The sequence below is a fragment of the Schlesneria sphaerica genome (assembly GCF_044336245.1).
Classification (GTDB): domain Bacteria; phylum Planctomycetota; class Planctomycetia; order Planctomycetales; family Planctomycetaceae; genus Schlesneria; species Schlesneria sphaerica.
Genome location: NZ_CP172346.1, coordinates 5,500,447 through 5,519,101 on the forward strand (window position 1 = coordinate 5,500,447; position 18,655 = coordinate 5,519,101).

The 18,655-nt window shown below is 57.3% G+C and carries 12 protein-coding genes; 4 read left to right on the plus strand and 8 right to left on the minus strand.

Translation table 11 applies throughout. The features are described 5' to 3' along the window. The 6 genes from ACGY09_RS19960 to ACGY09_RS19985 form a co-directional block, all read right to left on the minus strand. Window positions 1–3,957 carry a hypothetical protein gene (locus tag ACGY09_RS19960; RefSeq protein ID WP_397569141.1) on the minus strand — a complete coding sequence of 1,319 codons (3,957 nt, stop codon included), beginning with the start codon at window positions 3,955–3,957 and terminating at the stop codon, window positions 1–3. A 48-nt stretch (window positions 3,958–4,005) separates the two neighbouring features. Further along, a complete protein-coding gene (locus ACGY09_RS19965) occupies window positions 4,006–5,634 on the minus strand; it encodes a hypothetical protein (protein WP_397569142.1) in 1,629 nt (542 codons plus the stop codon). A 65-nt stretch (window positions 5,635–5,699) separates the two neighbouring features. After that, window positions 5,700–8,147 (minus strand): hypothetical protein, encoded by a 2,448-nt coding sequence (locus tag ACGY09_RS19970; protein WP_397569143.1) that lies wholly within the window; start codon window positions 8,145–8,147, stop codon window positions 5,700–5,702. Next, window positions 8,144–10,834 carry a BatA domain-containing protein gene (locus tag ACGY09_RS19975; protein ID WP_397569144.1) on the minus strand — a complete coding sequence of 897 codons (2,691 nt, stop codon included), beginning with the start codon at window positions 10,832–10,834 and terminating at the stop codon, window positions 8,144–8,146. The genes ACGY09_RS19970 and ACGY09_RS19975 overlap by 4 nt, the downstream gene beginning before the upstream one ends. 115 nt (window positions 10,835–10,949) lie before the next feature. Next, the gene (locus tag ACGY09_RS19980) at window positions 10,950–12,095 is read right to left on the minus strand and encodes a squalene--hopene cyclase (protein ID WP_397569145.1); all 1,146 of its coding nucleotides are present in this window, start codon (window positions 12,093–12,095) and stop codon (window positions 10,950–10,952) included. A 191-nt stretch (window positions 12,096–12,286) separates the two neighbouring features. Next, complete coding sequence (locus ACGY09_RS19985) at window positions 12,287–13,366, minus strand: thiamine phosphate synthase (RefSeq protein WP_397569146.1); 1,080 nt, start codon at window positions 13,364–13,366, stop codon at window positions 12,287–12,289. Between the two features lie 215 nt (window positions 13,367–13,581). On the opposite strand from ACGY09_RS19985, the gene ACGY09_RS19990 reads away from it, so the two are divergent. Beyond that, window positions 13,582–14,121: a hypothetical protein gene (locus ACGY09_RS19990; RefSeq protein ID WP_373653203.1), complete on the plus strand. Its 540-nt coding sequence runs from the start codon at window positions 13,582–13,584 to the stop codon at window positions 14,119–14,121. 192 nt (window positions 14,122–14,313) lie between these two features. Then, complete coding sequence (locus tag ACGY09_RS19995; protein ID WP_397569147.1) at window positions 14,314–14,655, plus strand: hypothetical protein; 342 nt, start codon at window positions 14,314–14,316, stop codon at window positions 14,653–14,655. Between the two features lie 400 nt (window positions 14,656–15,055). Here the strand turns inward: ACGY09_RS19995 and ACGY09_RS20000 are convergent, their stop codons facing one another. Further along, on the minus strand, window positions 15,056–15,247 hold the full coding sequence (locus tag ACGY09_RS20000; protein WP_373653201.1) for a hypothetical protein: 192 nt from the start codon (window positions 15,245–15,247) through the stop codon (window positions 15,056–15,058). A gap of 190 nt (window positions 15,248–15,437) precedes the next feature. After that, the gene (locus tag ACGY09_RS20005) at window positions 15,438–16,685 is read right to left on the minus strand and encodes a CinA family nicotinamide mononucleotide deamidase-related protein (protein WP_397569148.1); all 1,248 of its coding nucleotides are present in this window, start codon (window positions 16,683–16,685) and stop codon (window positions 15,438–15,440) included. A 489-nt stretch (window positions 16,686–17,174) separates the two neighbouring features. Between ACGY09_RS20005 and ACGY09_RS20010 the strand changes: the two genes are divergently transcribed. Together ACGY09_RS20010 and ACGY09_RS20015 are read left to right on the plus strand one after the other, a co-directional pair. Next, window positions 17,175–18,209: an esterase/lipase family protein gene (locus ACGY09_RS20010; RefSeq protein WP_397569149.1), complete on the plus strand. Its 1,035-nt coding sequence runs from the start codon at window positions 17,175–17,177 to the stop codon at window positions 18,207–18,209. A gap of 7 nt (window positions 18,210–18,216) precedes the next feature. Next, entirely contained in the window at window positions 18,217–18,624 is a 408-nt protein-coding gene (locus ACGY09_RS20015; protein ID WP_397569150.1) for a globin, read from the plus strand. Window positions 18,625–18,655 lie beyond the last annotated feature (31 nt).

Consider the following 18,655-nt stretch of genomic DNA (forward strand, 5'->3'; position numbering starts at 1 on the left):
TCAATCCACACTCTGCAGATAGTTTTTCAGGCGTTCTTCATAAGCTCGCGGCGGTTTCTGCCCCGTACCAGCGCGAAGTGACTTACGTAGCTCAGCAGGTAACCTTGCGAACCAGGCTGCTTCCTTCGATTGCTTTCCTTCGATCTTGTCCTCGGTCTCACGAGCCTTGTCCGAGGGTTTCGAGGTGGCACTGGTCCCTTCGGGTTCGCGCTGAATCGGTCCGTCTTTGACACCTTGATTCGTGGTACTGGCTCCCTCGTTCTTTGAAAGCTTCGATGATTCGGAGTGTTCGCTCGACTGAGCTTCTCCCGGATCGCCGTCAGTGACTTTTCCGGATTCCGACTGTTGTCCATCAGCCTGCTGAGACAGTTTGGGCATCTGCTGTCCGAGTGCCTTCCGGGCCGCTCGCTGAGCTTTGGCACCCGCCATCATGTCTGCGGTTAACTGGGGGGACTGCGGGACAAAACCCGTCCCCAGATCGTTAGGTTTGCCGGAAGAGGCTTTTCCCGGTTTGGCGATCGCTGACTGCCCCGCCTCGGAGGGGGAAACCGCAGGACCTTCGGTGCCTTGCTCGGCTTGGGCGGAAGGGGGCGAGGGACCGGCATCCGCCACGTCCGGTGCTGTGGAATCCTTGGAATCCGTCGGGGGCTGAGGGAGAAGTCCGTCGAGCGGATCCTCCGAGGCGACATCCTCGGTTGGCAACATCGAGGCCAGCTCAAGAGCTTCGCGAAGCGGAAGGTTGGCAACTTCCTTCTGTCCGCTCAGCTCAACGGCTCCCTGACCCGTTGCTCGTTGCGAGTCGGCGAATTGTTGCTTGGCCTCATTTAAGGATTGTGCCGCCGCTCGTTGCTGTTCGGTAGAAGCTTCTTCCATTGCTTCGGCCATTCGCTCCAGTTCTGCAGATTGTTCGGCGATGGTGTCGGCGGCCAACTGCTGGCCTTGTGCCAGGCTGGCCACAGTCTCGGCGATGGCCTGGTCTCGTCGAATCTCCTGCTCTCGAGCACCCAGGTTGGCAGAGGCTTGCTCCAAGGCCATTTCCGCGTCCGCTTCTGCTTCGCTGACTTGCGTGGAGGATTCCGTTGCGTGTGAACCGCGACGAGCCGCCTGGGCAGCAACATCGATCGAGTCGGCCGCTGCCGGGTCCGCTGCCGCGACTTCCTCCGCCATCGCTTCGTGTTGATCCGCCAGTTCCGCGAGTCGTTTTTCACGTTCCCTTGTCGCCGCATCGACGGCTGCGACAAGGTGACGGAGCGCCTCTTGCAGCTTCGCTTCGGCAGTCGCCTGGAGCGCACCTGCTTCACGGGGAGCGACGACCAGGGCTCGTTCAGCGCTTGCGGTGGCTTCCACCGCTGGATGTACGGCCGAGGCTGAGACTTGCGAGGCCTGGCTGGCAAATGCTTGCGCCTGTTTGGTCGTTGCTGCGGCGTCGGCTTGCGCCTGTAAGTCACTGGGATGAGTCGGCGGCTGCTGGACTGTTGTCTGCGCCTCGGATTGCGCGATCACCAACGCGGCTCGCAGTGCCTCGGCGGCTTTCGCTTGAGACATCATGGCGCCCGAGGGATTGGACTCGAGGATTTGGCGTGCCGCCTGCGCAGCGGCCTGGTGAGCATCGTTTAATGATTGAATCAGGCTTCCGGATGTGGATTCCGACAGGTTGGGAACAAGGGGCATATATTTTCGGGCAGTGCCCAGGGCCGTCGAAGCAGACTCGGCCGCTTCTTCCTGTTTGATTGTCGCTTTCAGTTCCGTGGTCGCTCCGGCTTGTGCGGCTGACGCCATTTCCGCGGCTGCCTGCTGGGCCTCCATTCCGCTGGCAATCTGATGGACGAGTTGAAGAGCGAGAGCGGCAGCGGGTTTTCCAGACGCGGTTGCCTGTTGCTGGATTGCGATGTTCAGTTCGTTTCTCGCCGCGTCGAGTTTTGCCAGGTCGCCGCTTAATGGCAGATCATCGAGAGCGCGGTCTACAGCCGCCCGAGCAGTGGCAATCTGCTCTGCCTGCTCGGACGTTTTTTGAGCCAGTTCCCGGGCCGTCGTCACGACGAGTTTGCGAGCGAGTTTTGCTGCGTCTGCCAGATTCTGTGACGCGTTGCGCGCTGAATTGGCAGCGACACCCGCAGCGGATGCGAGCTCACTGGCTGTCTGGTCCGCAATCGATTGCAGCTTTTGTGAAGAGTCCTTTGCATCGGCCTCGCCCGCCAGAATGTGTTGCGAAGCCTCTGCTGCGATCTGAGCAAGCGCTTTGGCCGTTTTTTCCGCGATGGCGTGTACATCGTCCTGACGCGCAGTCAGTTGCCGAGCCTGTTCTGCTGTCTCGCTGGCAGTGGCTGAGCCGGTTTCTGCGAGAGCATCCACTTCGACGGCGATCTGCCGCTCTTCGGACGCTGCTCGCTCCAGAACTTCCGCGGCGCGGGCCAGTTCACCGATTTTAACAGCCGATTCGCGTCGTTCTGTGTCAGCGATGGCCGCATCCACGGTGGCGAGTGCCCGGTCCAGAGTGTGGGCGACATCTGTGAGCGACTTCGCTGCTTCCTGCGAATCCGTCTCCGATGTTGCTGCTTCAAGGGCTGTCATTGCAGCCGAGGCCGATTGCGTCGCTCGCGTGAGGGATTGCTGGACATTGGCAGGGAGATCAGGGTTCTCCAGCGCCGCCTCGGTGGCCTGAATGATCTCGGTGAGTTGCGCCGCAGTGGCCTGAGTCTGTTCGCCCGCATCAGTTCGTACAGACGGTTGTCTGGATTTTGCCCCGTTCAATGCGGCTTTGGCGTCGTGAAGTCGTTTGATGCTTTCTGCCAGTTCCTCGGCTGATCGGTCGGGGGAACTCTGTTTCGCCTGTTCCCGGAGCGTCAGTTCCAGTGCCGCCAGATTCCCGAGGACCTGGCCTTGTGACGAGATGGCCGTTTCGAGTCGGCCGTCGAGCAGACTGGCTGCGGCATCGAGCGCCGCGGCTTCTGCCAGTTGCAGAAGTGCTTCCCCCTTCGGAATTTTGGGAATGACCTCCGCCAGTCCGGCGATGTCTCGTTGTAACAGGGCCTGTTGTTCAACGAAATCCGGGGGAGGTGGTTGCTGATCGTCGAACAATTTTGTTTCGTCTCGAAGCTGTTTTTGTCGTTCCATCAGACCACGTACTCGGTCAATGTTCGCCAGGAATTCCGAACCGAGTCCCTCCTGGGTTCGTTCGACGACGCGCAATAGTTCCTGCAATCCCTTAATGACTTGACCCTGCTCATCTGTTGCTTCTGAATGTTGCACCGACTGCAGGTGGCGTCCGGCGGAATCGAGATGGGGGCCGACTTCGGTGACGTTCAGGATCCTCAGGGCATCGGCGGCCGTGGAGGAAAGGGACCCGCTCCAGGTCTTCATATCGACAAGAGTGTCGATCAGATGCAGGTAGAGTTCTTTGACGTCGCGCTGATCTTCAATGGCGCGCAGTGTGAGAATCTCGTGCAGAGACTGGGCTTCAGTCCGGACTGCCCGGGTATTCTTCTGTACCGTCGATTGCTGATGGATGAGATTTCGAACCTGTTCGACCAGTTCCACAATTTTGAGCCGCTTTAACAGATTCTGTCGCTGAACAGCCAGTTGACGAACCACGGTCCGAATCTGCTGGCGGGCATCGACGAAGAGGGCCTCACGCTTTTCTCCAGGAAGTCGCTGGGCTTCGGCGAGTAAGTCAACGACGTTCGTCATTTCCATCTCAACCAGATGGTTGAGGTTCTGACGCATCAACTTAATGTCGCGATAAATTTCCTGGTCAGACAGACCATTCTCATCGAGCTGACGCAGTTGCACATCAAGGACGTTCGCCAGCAGTTCACGCGTCAGGGTTCGCGCACGCTGCTGGTCTTCCTGCTTGCGGAGGAGCGCTTCGTTCTCAAGAACCTGTCCCCTCGACGAGGCAGCGCTGCACACGAACAGACCGGTGACGAGGAGAATCCGTGACCAGAGAGAATGCTTCATCGGTGGTTGCTCTCCCGTCGAATGAACTGGTCCATAAAGATCGTCGAGCTATTTTTTCTCATCACTGATCCCCAGTTCGCGCTGCAGGATTTCCTCGAGCTGTTTCGCAGATTTTCGATCTTCTTCGCCGGTCTGTGTCAGGATACCGCTCAAGTCCGTCACGCTGAACTGGACCGGCTCCGTTTCCGCCGATTGGCCGGGAAGGGCCCCCCGCCAGTCGCTGACTCGCAGCGAGACTTTGACGTCATCTCCCTTGACCAGTTCATACGCAGAAAGGGGAATGCGGACCTGATCTCGCAGATTGTGTTGCGGTTGGTCCTGGTCTTCGATCCGTTTGAGGGGCAGGTCATGCTTCGACGATTCCCCTCTGGCACGCGAAATTTGAATGCTGGCTGTGACGGTGGCAATACCAAAGTCGTCGACGGCGACGTAGTCGAGTGTCGGCTGTGCCGAAGGAAGGACGTGCCGCGTCACGGCAGTTGCGGCAATACGGGGTGGACGATCCGACTTCAGTCGAATCTGGCCTGCAACAGGGCTTTCGAGAGACAGGCCATCGTAATCTGTCACCTGGATTTCATACTTGAGTGAGTCGCGAATGTTCTCGAAGGGAGTATTCGGCGGCAATGACCAACTCACCCTGCCCGAAGGAATGTTTCCGGTAGCAACCAGATCGTACGTGGTGTCGCCTGTCGTCAGTCGAGCCGAACGGAGTTTCTTGTTCAGGCAGACCAGTTTCAGTCGAGCCTGAGATCCGTCCAGCACCGCAATCTGCCGCGAACTTCCTTCCATGTCATCCTGTTTGAGTGTTGCGGCGGCATAGGTCGGGGGGACCACATTCCATGTCACATCAACGAGTGGCAGGGGGATGATGGTGATTTCGCCAGGGTCAGAAGTCGCGTCACCGATTTCAATACGCATCCGTAGAGACTCGGTCAGGTACGAGAGTTCTCCCTGGAAGTCGCCCGGCATGTTGGGAACAGGACGTAGCTCGATGCGATTGACCGCGTCATTCCGCAGCCCCTGCAGCGTCGCATATCCGACTGTCGGAACGGCCCCCTCGCAGCGGGCTCTGACAACGATGGGAACACCAAAGGGAATCTGTTGCTGGTGAGTCTTGCCGCGATAAAACACGGGGACGTCTTCCCCATTTACCGAGAGGGATTGAATCTGTGTTCGCGTGGGATAGCGTGCATCACCCAGCAGCAACCTGTTCCAGAATGCTGCCGTATGTTGAGGGACGGCCAGAATGGTTCCCGTCACCAGCAGGACTGCCGCACCCAGTTCGAGCAGTCGCCGTGGGAGCTTCTGGTAGGAAAATCCCTCGAGCACATTCAGCGAGCGACTGAATTCGGCCACGTAATCGACCACAGCGCTTGTCAGTCGTGTCGAACCCCACGAACGGGATTGGGGCTGATCAAACTGCAAAGCGGCGACCAGATCGTTGTCGATGTGATGTTGCTGCTCGACGATCAGAGCGACCTCTTCCAGCGACTCGCGATGAGAGAGCAGCGGCGCGATCCATTTTTTTATCCCCCACCCGATGGCCACCAGAATCCCGATCAAGATGACGAACCGTGACTGGGCCGAGAATCGAAAGAGCCAGTCGCCTGCGAAAGTGAACCAGATCAGCAGCAGGGTGAATGTCAGCAGGCTGCAGGCGGCCTGGGATTGGCGCACGAGACTTCGTTTCCGCCGGAGCAGATTCAGCTGCGATCGAAGATGGGGGAGCTTCGTTTGCATGATCAGGCCAGATTCACCAGTTTGCGCACCAGCCATTCCGCCAGCAGGAGTACAAGGACCAGCCCAAACGTGAACCAGTTGGTCCACAGCGGGATGATCTCCAGACTGATCTCTTTCTGACGGACAGGGTGGTAGTCTTCGATGAATCGATCGACATCTCTCAGGTCGTAGTCTTTCCCACCGGTTTCTGCTGCGAGATTTTTCTGAAGCAGGGCATTTCGGATCGGGCTTTGTCGTTCAATTGACTGATTCGCCACGTCGAAGTTGATCTCGGTGATGTCACCTGTGACGGGATCGGTGACGCGCACGCGGTATTCTCCCGTACTGGTGACGGGAAGTCGCGTCTCAAAGATACCGGGCCGAAGCGGGGGAATTCCCACGATCTGCGTTCGATTCCCCTCGGCGTCCTCTTGAGGCTGGATCCACTCTGTACACAATCGCCGTTCCGGAATCTCTTTTTCGTCGAGGGGGCGGAACTCTTTGTCGTAAGCCTCGACGGTGATCCTGACCTGTTCCTCAGGACGATATTGTTTCTTGTCCGTTCTGACGACAAACCGCTTGTGACTGCCGAGTGCGTGGCCGAGGCCCAGTCTGTGAATCAATTGGCCCCAGAACTGGCGGTAGAATTCCTCGCCCCGTAACCGCCGAAGTCGCCACATCTCATTGAAGGCGATATAGACGACTTCGCCCCGGCCGTACTGGCGAATAGCGATCAGGGGTTGAGGAGTCCGTGCGTCGCTGCACTTGTCCAGCGGGTGTTCGGCAAGAACTTGCGTTCCGCGCGCCTCGACTCGTCGCACCGGCTGATACCAGGGAAGTTTGCCGAGGTTGTTCCAACCCTTCAGGGGATCATCACTGGACGTGCCCATGCGCATGAAGTCGAACTGCCCCGCAATCGGGGTGAGGTTGAGGTGAAATTCCTGGTCGTCCCGCCGCCTGAGATCGCCATCGACGACAACGGGCAGCATGTCCGCCAAAGCGGTTTCAGCCAGTTGGCCCGGTCCAAACCGGGGCCCTGCGATGACAACCAGCCCACCGCCGAACTGGCTGACAAATTCCCGTGTCATTTCACAGAATCGTTCGCTTAAGGTGGACGCCGGCATATCTCCGAGGAAGATCACGTCGTTCTCGAAGAACTGACTGCGGGGAAGGGTGAGGTTTGGAAGGAACAGTTCATTCGTTTCCCGGACCACGGGATCGGCCGATCTGAGGAATGTCCGAAAGCCGCGGGTTCCGACCAGTTTGTCACGGTGAAAGATTTCTTTGACAAAACGCCACTCCCACGTTGGTTCATACTCGACGAACATCAGCCGCAGAAAGTCGTCAATGATGCTGACTTCACGCGTGGCTCGATTGTTTTCGGTGACGACTTCCCCTTCGACGGGCTCGACTTCCGCCGTGACGACGAACCGTCCCGTCACGTCTGGAGTGAAGGGAAATTCGAGCTGAGTCATTCCTTCCGCAAGGGTCAGTTTGCGTTCGCTAATCGGGATCCGGTGCTGTTCGCTTTCCGTCGCTGCTCCGGCTTGATGAGCATAAACCTGAACGGAGACCGGAGTGTTCTCGAGTTCACGCTGTCTTACTGTCACACTGATTGTCGATGATTCGGCCTTCTTGATCGTCTGTGGAACGATCAGGTCGAGACTGAGATCGACCGCGGTGACCGGACCGACGCCGACGGTAAAGATCGGAACCCCCAGTTTCTTTGCGGCCTCCAGTGGTGAAGTACCGGAGTTTTGTCCGAAGTCACTGACGACGACGACTGCCGAGACATTGTCGGAGGCATGTTGTCGTGCCAGTTCCTCGAAGGCGTCTCCCAGAGGCGTGGTACGACCTGTTGTCTGCCAGGCTGCAAAACGGTTGGGCTGCGAGGTTGTTTCGTCAAAGCTCAGAATCCGAATCCCGTCTGTTTCGCCAAAGCTGAAGAAGCGGAGGCGATACGAATCAGACAATCGATCAATCAGATTGTGATCCGCTTTGTGCAGCCAGGCACGGGTGTAGTCAGCTCGTGAGAGGCGGTCGCTGCCAGATTGAGAAGGGTGCTGTGATCGGTAGCCCTCGAGATCGACTGCGGTCGCCAGGCTCGAACGCTCGGCTTCGGGAAGCTCGTCGGCGATCGACATGCTGTCACTGCCGTCCAGCAGAAACCATAGGACCGGCTTGGGGAGACTGACCAGAGCCAGTTCCAGCGTAGGGTCTGCGACGATCAGCAGAACCAGCGACAGAATCAGTGATCGGAGGACCGCGAGTCCCAGACGGGCAGGCCGCTGTGCGTGGGTCTGCCACTGCAAGTAGAACCAGAACGTGAAGACAGACAGGCCGAGACATCCCAGCACCACCAGACCGGGCCAGGGATGAGCCCAGGCAGAGCCGAAAGAAATCCGAATCGACTCGATGGTCGAGGTTTCACTGTAGCCCAGTCTTCTGCCAACAAATGCTGTCCAGTTCATGAGGAAACCACCTGCCCCCGAAGTTTCAGCGAGGGGCCGGCCACAATGAACATCTCCCACAACAGACAGGCGAGTACGGACCAGCCGAACCCTTTCCACAGGTTTCTTCCCCGGCTGCTTCCTCCTTCCAGCCGAATCGGATCATTGGCCGTGAGGACGCGAATCTCGTACTGATCGAGTTGTTGCATTAGGGTCGCAGCAGGTAATACCGTCAGATTGGATTCACTTTCGGCCCCGTTCACGGCGATGGGAATCTCGTCCACCAGTCTCGCTGCAGAAGTATCTCCATGGGCGCCTTGTTCGGATTGGACAAGATAGGTCCCTGCTCGGACCGGGCGACGGATCGTGACACCTGACACGTTCGAATTGATGGCTTCGACGTACAGGGCTTCCCGAATCCCGGACGGCCTTATGACCCCATAGCCAAGCTCGTCACTTCTCTCGACGGGAAGGGTGATCTTCTGCCCGGCCAGATAATTTCGACGTGGAAGCGTCTCTTCCATCAATTGACTGCACGTCCGATGAAAGAAGTACATCGCCCCGGAACTTTTGAGCAGATTCCAGTTTGAAGTGACGCCGCTGGTGAACAGGAGCAGTCGGCCAGCACCAATGCGGCGCTCAAGGAGGTAGGGCATCCCCTCGCCGTCGAAAGCCGCCAGCACTCGAGGCTGGCTCCGTTTGGCCAGTTCCGCGGGGCCCAATGTCCGATCGACTAACGGAAGAGGGGACCGCCAGTTCCACCACGATGGTTCCCAGCGACGGTATGTTCTTTCAGCTTCTTCGACGACAGCGGAGTTATCCGCGCGGGACGAGGGACGTGCTTCGTACGCTTCCAGAAACTGCTGACGTTCGGTCAATCGTCGGGTGTCGGCCTCCAGCAGATCGCTCAACAGATCCGGCGACATCGTCGCCTGAACGGCTTTGAAGAAGGGTGTCGCATCGAACAGGGCTGACAGAGTCTGAGGATCTTCTCCTTCCACCAGAAAAAAGTCGTGCTGCATCGTCTCGAAGGCGAGGTAGAACGGCCGAATTTGTTGGGACGATTCTTCTGGAGTCATCCCGATGGGACTCGCAGCAAGCGGGACAGGAAGGATTCCCTGGCCTGATCGCCAGGCCCGTTCAGTCCATGCAGACGGATCGAAGTGGGCTCCCGCGAGTACAACCAGTGGCCCACCCTGCTGGACATAGTCATGCAGCAGCGAGATTGTGGACTCATCTGGTTTCTCGACGCCCGCAATGATGACGAGTCGAGCTGTTTCGAGTATTTCCTGCGTGATCTGATCTCCCCGCAGATGAATGGTCTGAATGAGCCGTTGTTGTAACTTGTCGACGCTGGAGCGAGGGGCCAGCAGATGTCGCAAGGCATACGTCTCACCAATCCGGTTCTGCTCCAGGTTTTCATCGTCACCGAATTGATCAACGAAGACGACCGGGAGTGATGAGACGACAGGTACCACGATCTGTTGACGGTTGTCTTCCGCCAGTTGATCTATCGACAGTTGTTCGGGCCGGGCGATGACGGTTGCAACAGTCCATTCGGGCTTCAGGGGATCGGGGGTGGTCTCAAACTGGTGAATGAATTCGATCTCCCGTTCCTGTCCGGGAGACACTTCGAGTGTCTGGCTGGCAACTTCGACTCCATCGATCAGCAGTCTGACCTGGACACGAAACGGCGGGTCCTCGCTTTCCCGGATTGAACTGGTCTCTACGCGATTGGCATTCAGTCGGGCGAGCAGCCGACAGGGGACTTCGGCACTTGTGAGGCCGTCTTCGACATGCAGACCCGAGACCCAGACATTCCGCGCGGGGGAAGTTGCGACCTGGACAATCTGCATGCCAGTGAGCTGCTGCATCAACTCGGGAGCGACGGTCGCCTGCCAACCCGTCTCCTGCAGGTCGGTGAACAGGACGACTCGCTTGGCGGGGGGATCCGCCGTCTGCTGAGTTGCCTGGACGGCGAGTTCCAGCCCTGACCGGATGCTTCCTTCAGTATCGACCAGCGGGATTCGGTCGAGTGCACGTCTTGCGTCTTCTTTGTTTCGGTAACCTTCCAGCGTGTAGGGGGTCTCTGAACCTGCTAAGGGGATGACGGAGATCCGGCTTTCCAACGGAAGTGAATTGATGAACTCACTCGCTTTGCTTTTGGCGCGATCGAGCAGACGGGTGCCGAGTGATTCCACGCCCATACTTCGACTATTGTCCACGACGAGGATCGCGTGCAGGGGCATCCTGCTGCTGAAGCGAGAATCACCCGAAGTGAGATTTCGCTGAGACAGTCCAAACAACTGAAACCCCGAAATCAGCACGCCGAAGAGTAATCCCCCTGTGACAATTCTGCTTCGTTTCCCCTCAGTCGATGTGGCCCAGTGGATGGCCAGTCCGAAGGTGGTCACCAAAGTTGCCACCAGCAGAGCGTTTTGCCAGGCCTGGCCAGATGATGCTCCCTTGAAGTAAGGACGTGCCAGCATCAGTCCGAACAGAGCGATGGTCAGAATCCGTAGTGCCAGCAGAAGGACATCGCGCAGATGAAGCTTTTTGCGAGTCCGTTCAAGAGCGTCTCGCAAGAAGTCCATCGCGGCCCAGTTCACCGTCTTGAATCGTCGTCGATTCAGCAGATGAATCAGCACAGGACCCGCTGCCGCGGCAATTCCTGCGAGAGCATATGAACTGGCGTCAAAACTTAGCATGAATCTTCTTTGAGGTTGATCGCATCTTCCGCAATGGCCACCTTACTAACCCGGTCATTGACGAAGAAGTCGGGATACCAGCACGGGTGCACGCGTCATCGAATCAAGCCGGTCATCAGTTGCGGGCTTCCTTCCCCAGGTGATCGCCCAGTCCTTCAATCTTACCTTCCTGCAGGATCGGGAGATACCGGTTGGGGATGGCGAGAATGAAACAGCCCACAGCCGTTCCGTATAATTGACCAGGCTTGCCGTGGACCCAGCGTGTGTCGCGCCACGAACCGTCTTCGGACGGATTTTCGGGTTTACGAACCTGAGATTTGACCAGGTGATCTCGCAGGATGGGATAGTTCGTTTCCCAACGGGTTCCCCCCGTCTGGTACAGAGCCTGGCCTACGTAGTAGAGGGTATAGGCGTCGAATGGAACTTCTCCGTTCCCTTTGACCGGAGAAAGCCGAGCGATCTCTCTGGTCATGTAATCGAAGTTCTTGGGAATGCGCCAGTCGTCGTACTGGCCGAATTCCTGAAGGCAGACCACGCCGCATGCGGACATCGCGATCGTGGCCCGATTCCCGTCGTAGGTGAATGTTCCGCCCCCTTCCCGGGCCATCTCCTCCAGGCCGCGGGCACCGTTATCGGACTTGTAGTAGCCGCGAACACTTTGAATCGCCAGCTTGATGACATCATTCCGAACTTCGAATCCGCTGTCGACGGCACTGCGCAGCGCCTTGGCCTGCATCACAGACAGACTCAGATCGTGCCCGTGCGCCTGTCGCTTCGCCCGGTAGTCCCAGCTTCCGTCGTCACACTGTGTGTTTGCAATCAGCTTCAGCGCCCGTTCGAGCGTCTTTCCGATTTGTGGGTCGTCAGTCATTCCGTAGGCCTGGCCCAGCACGAATGCGGCAAGGCCGTGGTTGTAAAGATCCCGTTGCGCGTCCGCGATATTCAGCAGGCCAGAGGGTTTGGCATTCTTAACGACAAATTTCAGTGCTCGATCGACGTTATCACCATATTTGCCTCGTCCAGGCATATGTCCCGCTGACAGAAACGCCAGGGCTCCCAGTCCAACCAACCCCAGATCGTTCGATTCCCAATTCCCCTGAGGTCCCTGCGTTTTCGCCAGCCAGGCAAGTCCGCGATCCAGCGCCAGTTCGGATTCCGGAGTCACTTCCCATTCATTCTGACCCAGAACTGGAACCGCCAGCGCCGCCCAGAGTACAGGCGCGATGAGAAGGCTGCGGAATACGATGGTGAGTCTACTCATGGTGAAGATTGAAGATTGGGGTGGGAATGTTGCATCGAACGTGGCGTGCTTTGGGGTGTATTCTACGCATGATGCGCGTGTCGTTGCGGACCAGTTTTTTACCACGTTCCAGGATCCCTGACGAGCAGGGAGGGGTTATGGGGGGGATACGGTGCCGAAACCCGCCGCAGCGCGCGGATCTGGCCAACGAGTCACGGCTGTGATGTGGTCCGAGTTGGTCTTTCGCAATTGGACTCGGTCGCTTCAATCAAGGCTCGAGCGGCGGCCATGGGGGAGGGGGCACTGCAAATGGCGCTGCTGACCGCAACTCGCCGGGCACCTGCACCAACGACCGTCGCCACGTTGCCCGTTCCGATTCCGCCAATAGCGAACCAGGGGATCGATACCTCCTTACTCACTTCCCGAACCAGTGTCAGACCCGGAAAGTCGGAGAAGGACTTCGTCGTGCTGGGGAAGGTCGGGCCCACACCCAGATAGTCGGCTCCGTCCAGGACCGCTTGGCGGGCCTGTTCGATCGAATGCGTCGACACGCCGACAAGCCGTTCTGGTCCCACGATCGTGCGGGCTTCCGCCACTGTGAATTCCTCCTGTCCGACGTGAACCCCATCGGCATCGCAAAGCACCGCAAGATCAGGCCGGTCGTTAATGACCAGCAGGGCTCCCACTGCGGCAGTCCATGCCCGCAGTTGTCGTGCGAACCGGAGCCATTCCCGGTCCGAGAGCGATTTTTCGCGAGATTGAATGAGTCGAACGCCTCCGTCCAGTGCCGCTTTCACGACTGCTTCCGGTCCGCCGTCGCAAGCCGCGGCCGTGATCAGTAGATAAACCCGTTGATCATCCAGACGCTGCCGGGCATCCTGATCGGCGCCATGTACCTTTTCTGTCGTGTAAAGCTGATAGCGAAGCTGTTCAAAGCGAGCGGCGAGCTTTGCATCGACCACTTTGCTGAATTCTTCCAGACTTCGCAGCGCCTCCTGCACGCGTTTGAACGCGGCCTGGACGACATCGTCGGCCGACGTTCTCTGGTATTCCGTGGCAACAGAGATCGTTGTTCCAACGTCGTTTACCGTGTCGCGTGCTGAAAGCAGGGCTGAGGTGGGAAGTTCGGACAGGATGCCGGTCAGTTCATGCCGGTGCTGTTTGAGACGGCGCGAGAGCCTCTCATCATTCTGCATAAAACGGGCAAAGTCTTCGATCACCCGTAGTCCCTCTCGTGCGCGGTTGGCCGAGGCGTCCAGAATCCGAAAAACGTCGAGCCGAACATCTGTCATCAGAAGCTTCCCGAGAGAGGGCCATATTTGAACCGTAAATTGTAGAAGGAAAATTTTGTGCTGATAGTTCACGTCCGACGACCCGATGCACAAATCTGCTGAACAAGCCCATTCCATGGACGTAGACATGGGGTTCCACTCTTCTGGACAATGAGTACAATCAAGGCGTCATGTCTTGACCCCTCTGTCCAACCTGTCCCCAAATGAGATCTGCTATGTGGTTTACTGAAAATGCGTGGCCTCCCATGTTGATTTGCGCTGTGGCAGGCATCGTATTTCTGGGACTTTGGAATTCGGACAGGCGAAGTCTGTATCTGGTGCTGGCTCTGGTTTCGCTGGGAATGATCGGCGTTGTCTATGGGGTCGAGCGGATGATTGTGACGGATGGAGAGAAATTGCAGTTGCAGGTCGTCGACCTCTGCAATCAGTTCCGTCGGCGCGACCCCGCGGCACTCGACCATTTTGCTGCGTCGGCGCCGGGGCTAAGACTCCTCTGTCAAGAGGCGATGGCTCTGGTGGAGGTCGGCGACGATCTGCGGCTGACAGATTTTAAGACGACACTGACAAATCAGAATTCTCGAGGTCGAGTTCACTTTCGCGCGAATGCAACGATTTCCGTGATGGGATTCACTGGTCACCATCCGTTTCGCTGCGTGTTAAGCTTTCAGAAAGAGGGTGGAAACTGGCGAATCATCGACGTCGAACGTCTGGACCCGATCAAAGGTGAGAAAATCGGGGTGATGGATCGAAGATAGTCGAAAGTCGCTCGTTAAATCCGGTAAAACCGAATTCATCCGATGCGCGACAATGTTTCCTTTCATGAACATTGTTTTGCAATCTTTACACTCCACTTTAACAGAAAAGTTGCGGTCATAATTATCGGGTCGAGGGAGCGACTCACAGCAAAGGATTGTCCGACCCAACGCTATCAGTGGAGGTTTAGAATCATGATCACCAGTCTTCGTGGAACCAACGAACTCACCGCCGTCCAACGCCGAATTCAGAATCGCCGAGTGGGGGGACGTCGTACTCGTTCAGAGATCGATGCGGAAACCGTCGCGGCACCGCTCGAGGCCGCACCGCGACGTAAGGTCGAACGCCGCAAGATGATCGATCCGACGACTTGTGAGCGGGATTACACCCTCGACGAAGTCGAATTCATGAAAGCAATGGACGAATACAAGCGGAAGAGCGGTCGGATGTTCCCCACATGGAGCGAAGTTCTCGAAGTCGTCCGCAGTCTCGGTTACGTCAAGAAGAACGACAGCCAGGCGGAATGGAGCAACTGAGCTCTGTCTGCTTCGAAACGGATCGTGCTGCGGGCACTTTCCGACAGAGAAAGTTCATCATCCCCCAGCAGGATGCGCGGGATGATGGATCGATTTTAGCGTGTAAGAAACTCCGGGGCGGCTGCAATCGACCCCGGAGCAGGGCTCCGTGCCGGACTTTAATGCCGGTCTATTTCTGTCAGGCGGGTGCGACCAAAACGCCCTGCGCGTGGTCGTCGAAACGCCTTCAGACGTGGCCCGCCTAGAGCGAGCACCACGTCCTCGATGTCGTTCTTTTTCGTGGGTGGGCGTGATCACCGCCAGATACGAGACTGACGCTATTCAAGTCGAGGGCTGAGGCGTCTGTCTGCTGCCCGTACACACCGGGGAGTACGTTTTCGGCTTCCGATCGCGTGAAAGGTCAGCTCATGTCCTTGAACGCGTCCCAGCCCAGATATCCCACGATGGCCGCGCTCAGCAGGAACAGGATGTCCATCGTCATGGATTTGGCGAAAGGGACGCCGAGAATCATATCGAGCAATGCCAGAATGGCGACGAAGCCCGCAACTCCGAATGATCCGAAAATGAGGTTTTTTCCGAGATTGGTTGCCATCCGGCCTCTTCCTTGTGTCGATCTGCACGAGCGTGTCGCTGATGTTGATCATCAGCGAAGGTCACTTCCATAATATAGCTCAGGCGATACGGCGGAAGCGAGCCGATTCACTTTTTCCGCGTGTTTTCAAAGTTGAGCGGATTCTGGCGACAAAGCTGCCACGAAGATCCCGACCAGACGCGTCCGTGTTTCAGCCTTCGATCAGATACAGGCGCAGCATATTCATCGCGACTTTCGCCGTTCTGCTTTTCGCGATCGCAGGGTCGCCGAAATGCTGGACTTTCTCGACCTTGGAATGTTTCGGACCGGCCAGGGCGACAAACGATGCGGGGAAGGGTGCCAGGGGATCGTCCGGATCAAAGTTGGGCCATTCCGTCACCGCGAGGGCGAAATGTGTCCCAAATCGCTGGCGACATCCTTTGGCACAGGCCAGCGCGACTTCCTGACTGATCGGTCCGTACTGACGGATCAACATCGGGTCGACCGAAACGAGTTCTCGTTTGGCGAGATTCGTGGGGACGACGACCCCTCCCATATAACACGATTCGAACCCGGGAACCCCGGTCAGTCGGTGAGCCAGCAGTCCCCCCGTACCCGATTCGGCCGTTGAGAGCGATGCGCGGCGCAGCTTCAATAACCGGACAAGAGCATGTTCCAGTTCTTCGTCTTCCACCCCGAAGACCAATGTTCCCATACGGTTCAGCACGATTTCGCGAGTTTTCTCGATCTTCTGATGACACTCATCGATCGAACTGGCGGCGGCGGTGATGCGCAGAGTGATCGTCGCTTCGTGAACGGTAATCCCGACGTCGGGGTCACGTCCGCGGGCGGTCAGGTCGCCCAGTGCTTCTTCTGCCTGTGATTCCCCCACTCCGAAAAGATTGATTCGGGCCCGGCGGATGACTTGTCCACTTCCGTCCAGTCGGGGAAGAACCTGCTGCCGGAACATCTGCTTCATCTCACTGGGGACGCCTGGCATCGCCGCAATGTGTGAGAGGGTTCCATCTGCACGTCGATATGTCATCCAGATCCCGGGAGCGGTCCCGCGGGGATTGGGAAGGGGGTCGCTGCCGTGAGGAAACATCGCCTGCATCACATTTCGCTCGGGCATCGGCCGATTTCGCTTGGCGAACATGGATTTGATGTATTCGAGAGACTGTTCGTGCAGTATCAGTTCGACGCCGGCGAATTTGGCGAGGGCATCGCGCGTCAGGTCGTCCAGTGTGGGACCCAGACCTCCGGTCATCAGCACGATTTCGGATCTCTCGGCCGCCGTCCGCAGCGCGCCGACCATCTCGTCCAGCTCGTCGGCGATCGTCATATGTGCGAGAACCGGAATACCGATTTCTGCCAGTTCAAGGCTCAGCCATTGACTGTTTGTATCGAGTTTAGTCCCCGCTGTAAGTTCGGTTCCAACGGAGATAATTTCGGCGTGCATGGAAAATTCTCTGGAAATTCAGCGTTCGCGTGGACGAGATCGTGAAATCGATCAATGCGGCAGGAGTGTTTTCATCGTATTCGCTCCGGGGCGGCTGATCGACGTTCCCTGATTCCGAGTGTTATTGGTTATCGGCAGCCGCTTTCGGCGAGGTCATGGTGGGCAGATCAGAAGTTTAATCGCTTCTCGATCGTTCAGGCAACGCGTTCAATTCTGCCATTTGGTCTGAATCCAATGAATAATTCACTCCGGGCGGGATATAATGCTTGAGCCATGCGTGCCGCTTCGGCGTGACGAGGCCTTTTCCATCGCGTAAATAACGAGGAGTTCAGGAGTTACATTTGAATGCCCATTCTTGCTGGAGGAAAGCGGCTGCTGTGACGATTCGGGAATCGTCTTTCCTAAAACAGGAACTTTGACAACAATTCCCGGACGGTTTGCCGAGAGCCGAAAATCAAGAATTTGGTCGGAGTCAGGATGAGGTCAGGTATGGATTTTCTTTCTCGCCTACGCTTTTACGGCTGCACAATCTTGCTGCTGACCGGGCATGTTACGCTGAGCAGCTCGGTGTCCGCTGCCGAAGAATCGCTGTCGCGATCATGGTTCGAAACGATCAAGCGACAAGCCGAAGATGCGGTGCAGTCGAAAACGGCGGGGGGACGTCAGTTCTGGGGCGATATTTACCACTGCAGTGGATGGCGGATCCAGCAGAACGTGTTCAGCGGACAATGCCGTTTGATCGATCCTGAAAGCCTGCGTTATACGAATGGGACTTTCGCCGAGTGTCGGACCGTATTGGACGAGATCGCTCGCGAACGAAATCTCGCGCCGAAGAACGGGCCTGCCGTGATCCTGATTCACGGTCTGCTGCAATCTTCCCGCTGTATGACATCATTAGGAAAGAGTCTGCAGAATGCAGGGTACCAGACGGTCGAGTTTGATTATCCCAGCACCCAGATTTCCATTCCCGAGGCCGCGCGCAACCTGGACAAGGTGATTCAATCGCTCGACGGAGTCAGCGAAATCAACTTCGTCGTCCACAGCATGGGTGGACTGGTCGTTCGAGCTTACACCAAGGAATTTGATGATCCCCGGATCAAACGGATGGTGATGCTGGGGACACCGAATCAAGGTGCGGAACTGGCTGATTTGACTCGCCGAAGCTGGCTGCTCAGAACCGCAGGGGGGCCAAGTGCACGCCAACTGGGAACTCGTTCGAACGGACTGATTCCACAGCTTCCTGTGCCGAAATTCGAGTTCGCCGTGATTGCCGGATCCAGTGGAACGGCTTGCGGATGGAATCCCCTGATTCCCGGGGATGACGATGGAACTGTCACGGTCGACAGCACCAGGTTACCCGGCGCATCAGACTTCGGCGTTGTCAATGCAATGCACTCACATCTGCTGTGGCACGAAGACGTACAGACGCAGACATTGAATTTCTTGAAAGACGGGCGGTTGAACGTTGATCGAGAACCGCAACCGATTCCCGGACTGCCCGTCCAAACAGTCTCCAAGCCATAGAACGATTATGCCCGACGAAAACGCGATCTCAAGTGTCTACAATCTGATTGGTGAGACGGGGTTTGAACGACTGGTGGCTGCCTTCTATCGGCGAGTTCCCGGAGACGACATCCTCGGACCGATGTATCCTGCTCACGATCTGGCTGGGGCCGAACATCGCCTGAAGGGTTTTCTGATCTTCCGTTTCGGTGGACCCGACCGTTATCTGCAGGAGCGAGGACATCCCCAGTTGCGGATGCGTCACGCGCCGTTTGCAATCGATGAGGCAGCCCGGCATCGCTGGGTCAAGCTGATGGATGAAGCATTGGTGGAAGCTGAATTGCCCGAGGCCGCAACCACGGTCATACGCGATTTCCTCCACGATGTCGCCACATTCTTGATTAATCGGGGACCGAAGCCGAATATGATCAACTGATCACTTCCGATTTTCCCGCTTCAAGTCATCT

What these genes read in the sequence shown, in the direction of transcription:
- ACGY09_RS19985 (WP_397569146.1), bottom strand. Translation starts at nt 13,366, where the DNA reads ATGACAGATGTTCGGCTCGACGTTTTTCGGATTCTGGACGCCTCGGCC.
- ACGY09_RS19990 (WP_373653203.1), top strand. Translation starts at nt 13,582, where the DNA reads ATGTGGTTTACTGAAAATGCGTGGCCTCCCATGTTGATTTGCGCTGTG.
- ACGY09_RS20000 (WP_373653201.1), bottom strand. Translation starts at nt 15,247, where the DNA reads ATGGCAACCAATCTCGGAAAAAACCTCATTTTCGGATCATTCGGAGTT.
- ACGY09_RS20010 (WP_397569149.1), top strand. Translation starts at nt 17,175, where the DNA reads ATGGATTTTCTTTCTCGCCTACGCTTTTACGGCTGCACAATCTTGCTG.
- ACGY09_RS19980 (WP_397569145.1), bottom strand. Translation starts at nt 12,095, where the DNA reads ATGAGTAGACTCACCATCGTATTCCGCAGCCTTCTCATCGCGCCTGTA.
- ACGY09_RS19975 (WP_397569144.1), bottom strand. Translation starts at nt 10,834, where the DNA reads ATGCTAAGTTTTGACGCCAGTTCATATGCTCTCGCAGGAATTGCCGCG.
- ACGY09_RS19970 (WP_397569143.1), bottom strand. Translation starts at nt 8,147, where the DNA reads ATGAACTGGACAGCATTTGTTGGCAGAAGACTGGGCTACAGTGAAACC.
- ACGY09_RS19960 (WP_397569141.1), bottom strand. Translation starts at nt 3,957, where the DNA reads ATGAAGCATTCTCTCTGGTCACGGATTCTCCTCGTCACCGGTCTGTTC.
- ACGY09_RS20015 (WP_397569150.1), top strand. Translation starts at nt 18,217, where the DNA reads ATGCCCGACGAAAACGCGATCTCAAGTGTCTACAATCTGATTGGTGAG.
- ACGY09_RS19995 (WP_397569147.1), top strand. Translation starts at nt 14,314, where the DNA reads ATGATCACCAGTCTTCGTGGAACCAACGAACTCACCGCCGTCCAACGC.
- ACGY09_RS20005 (WP_397569148.1), bottom strand. Translation starts at nt 16,685, where the DNA reads ATGCACGCCGAAATTATCTCCGTTGGAACCGAACTTACAGCGGGGACT.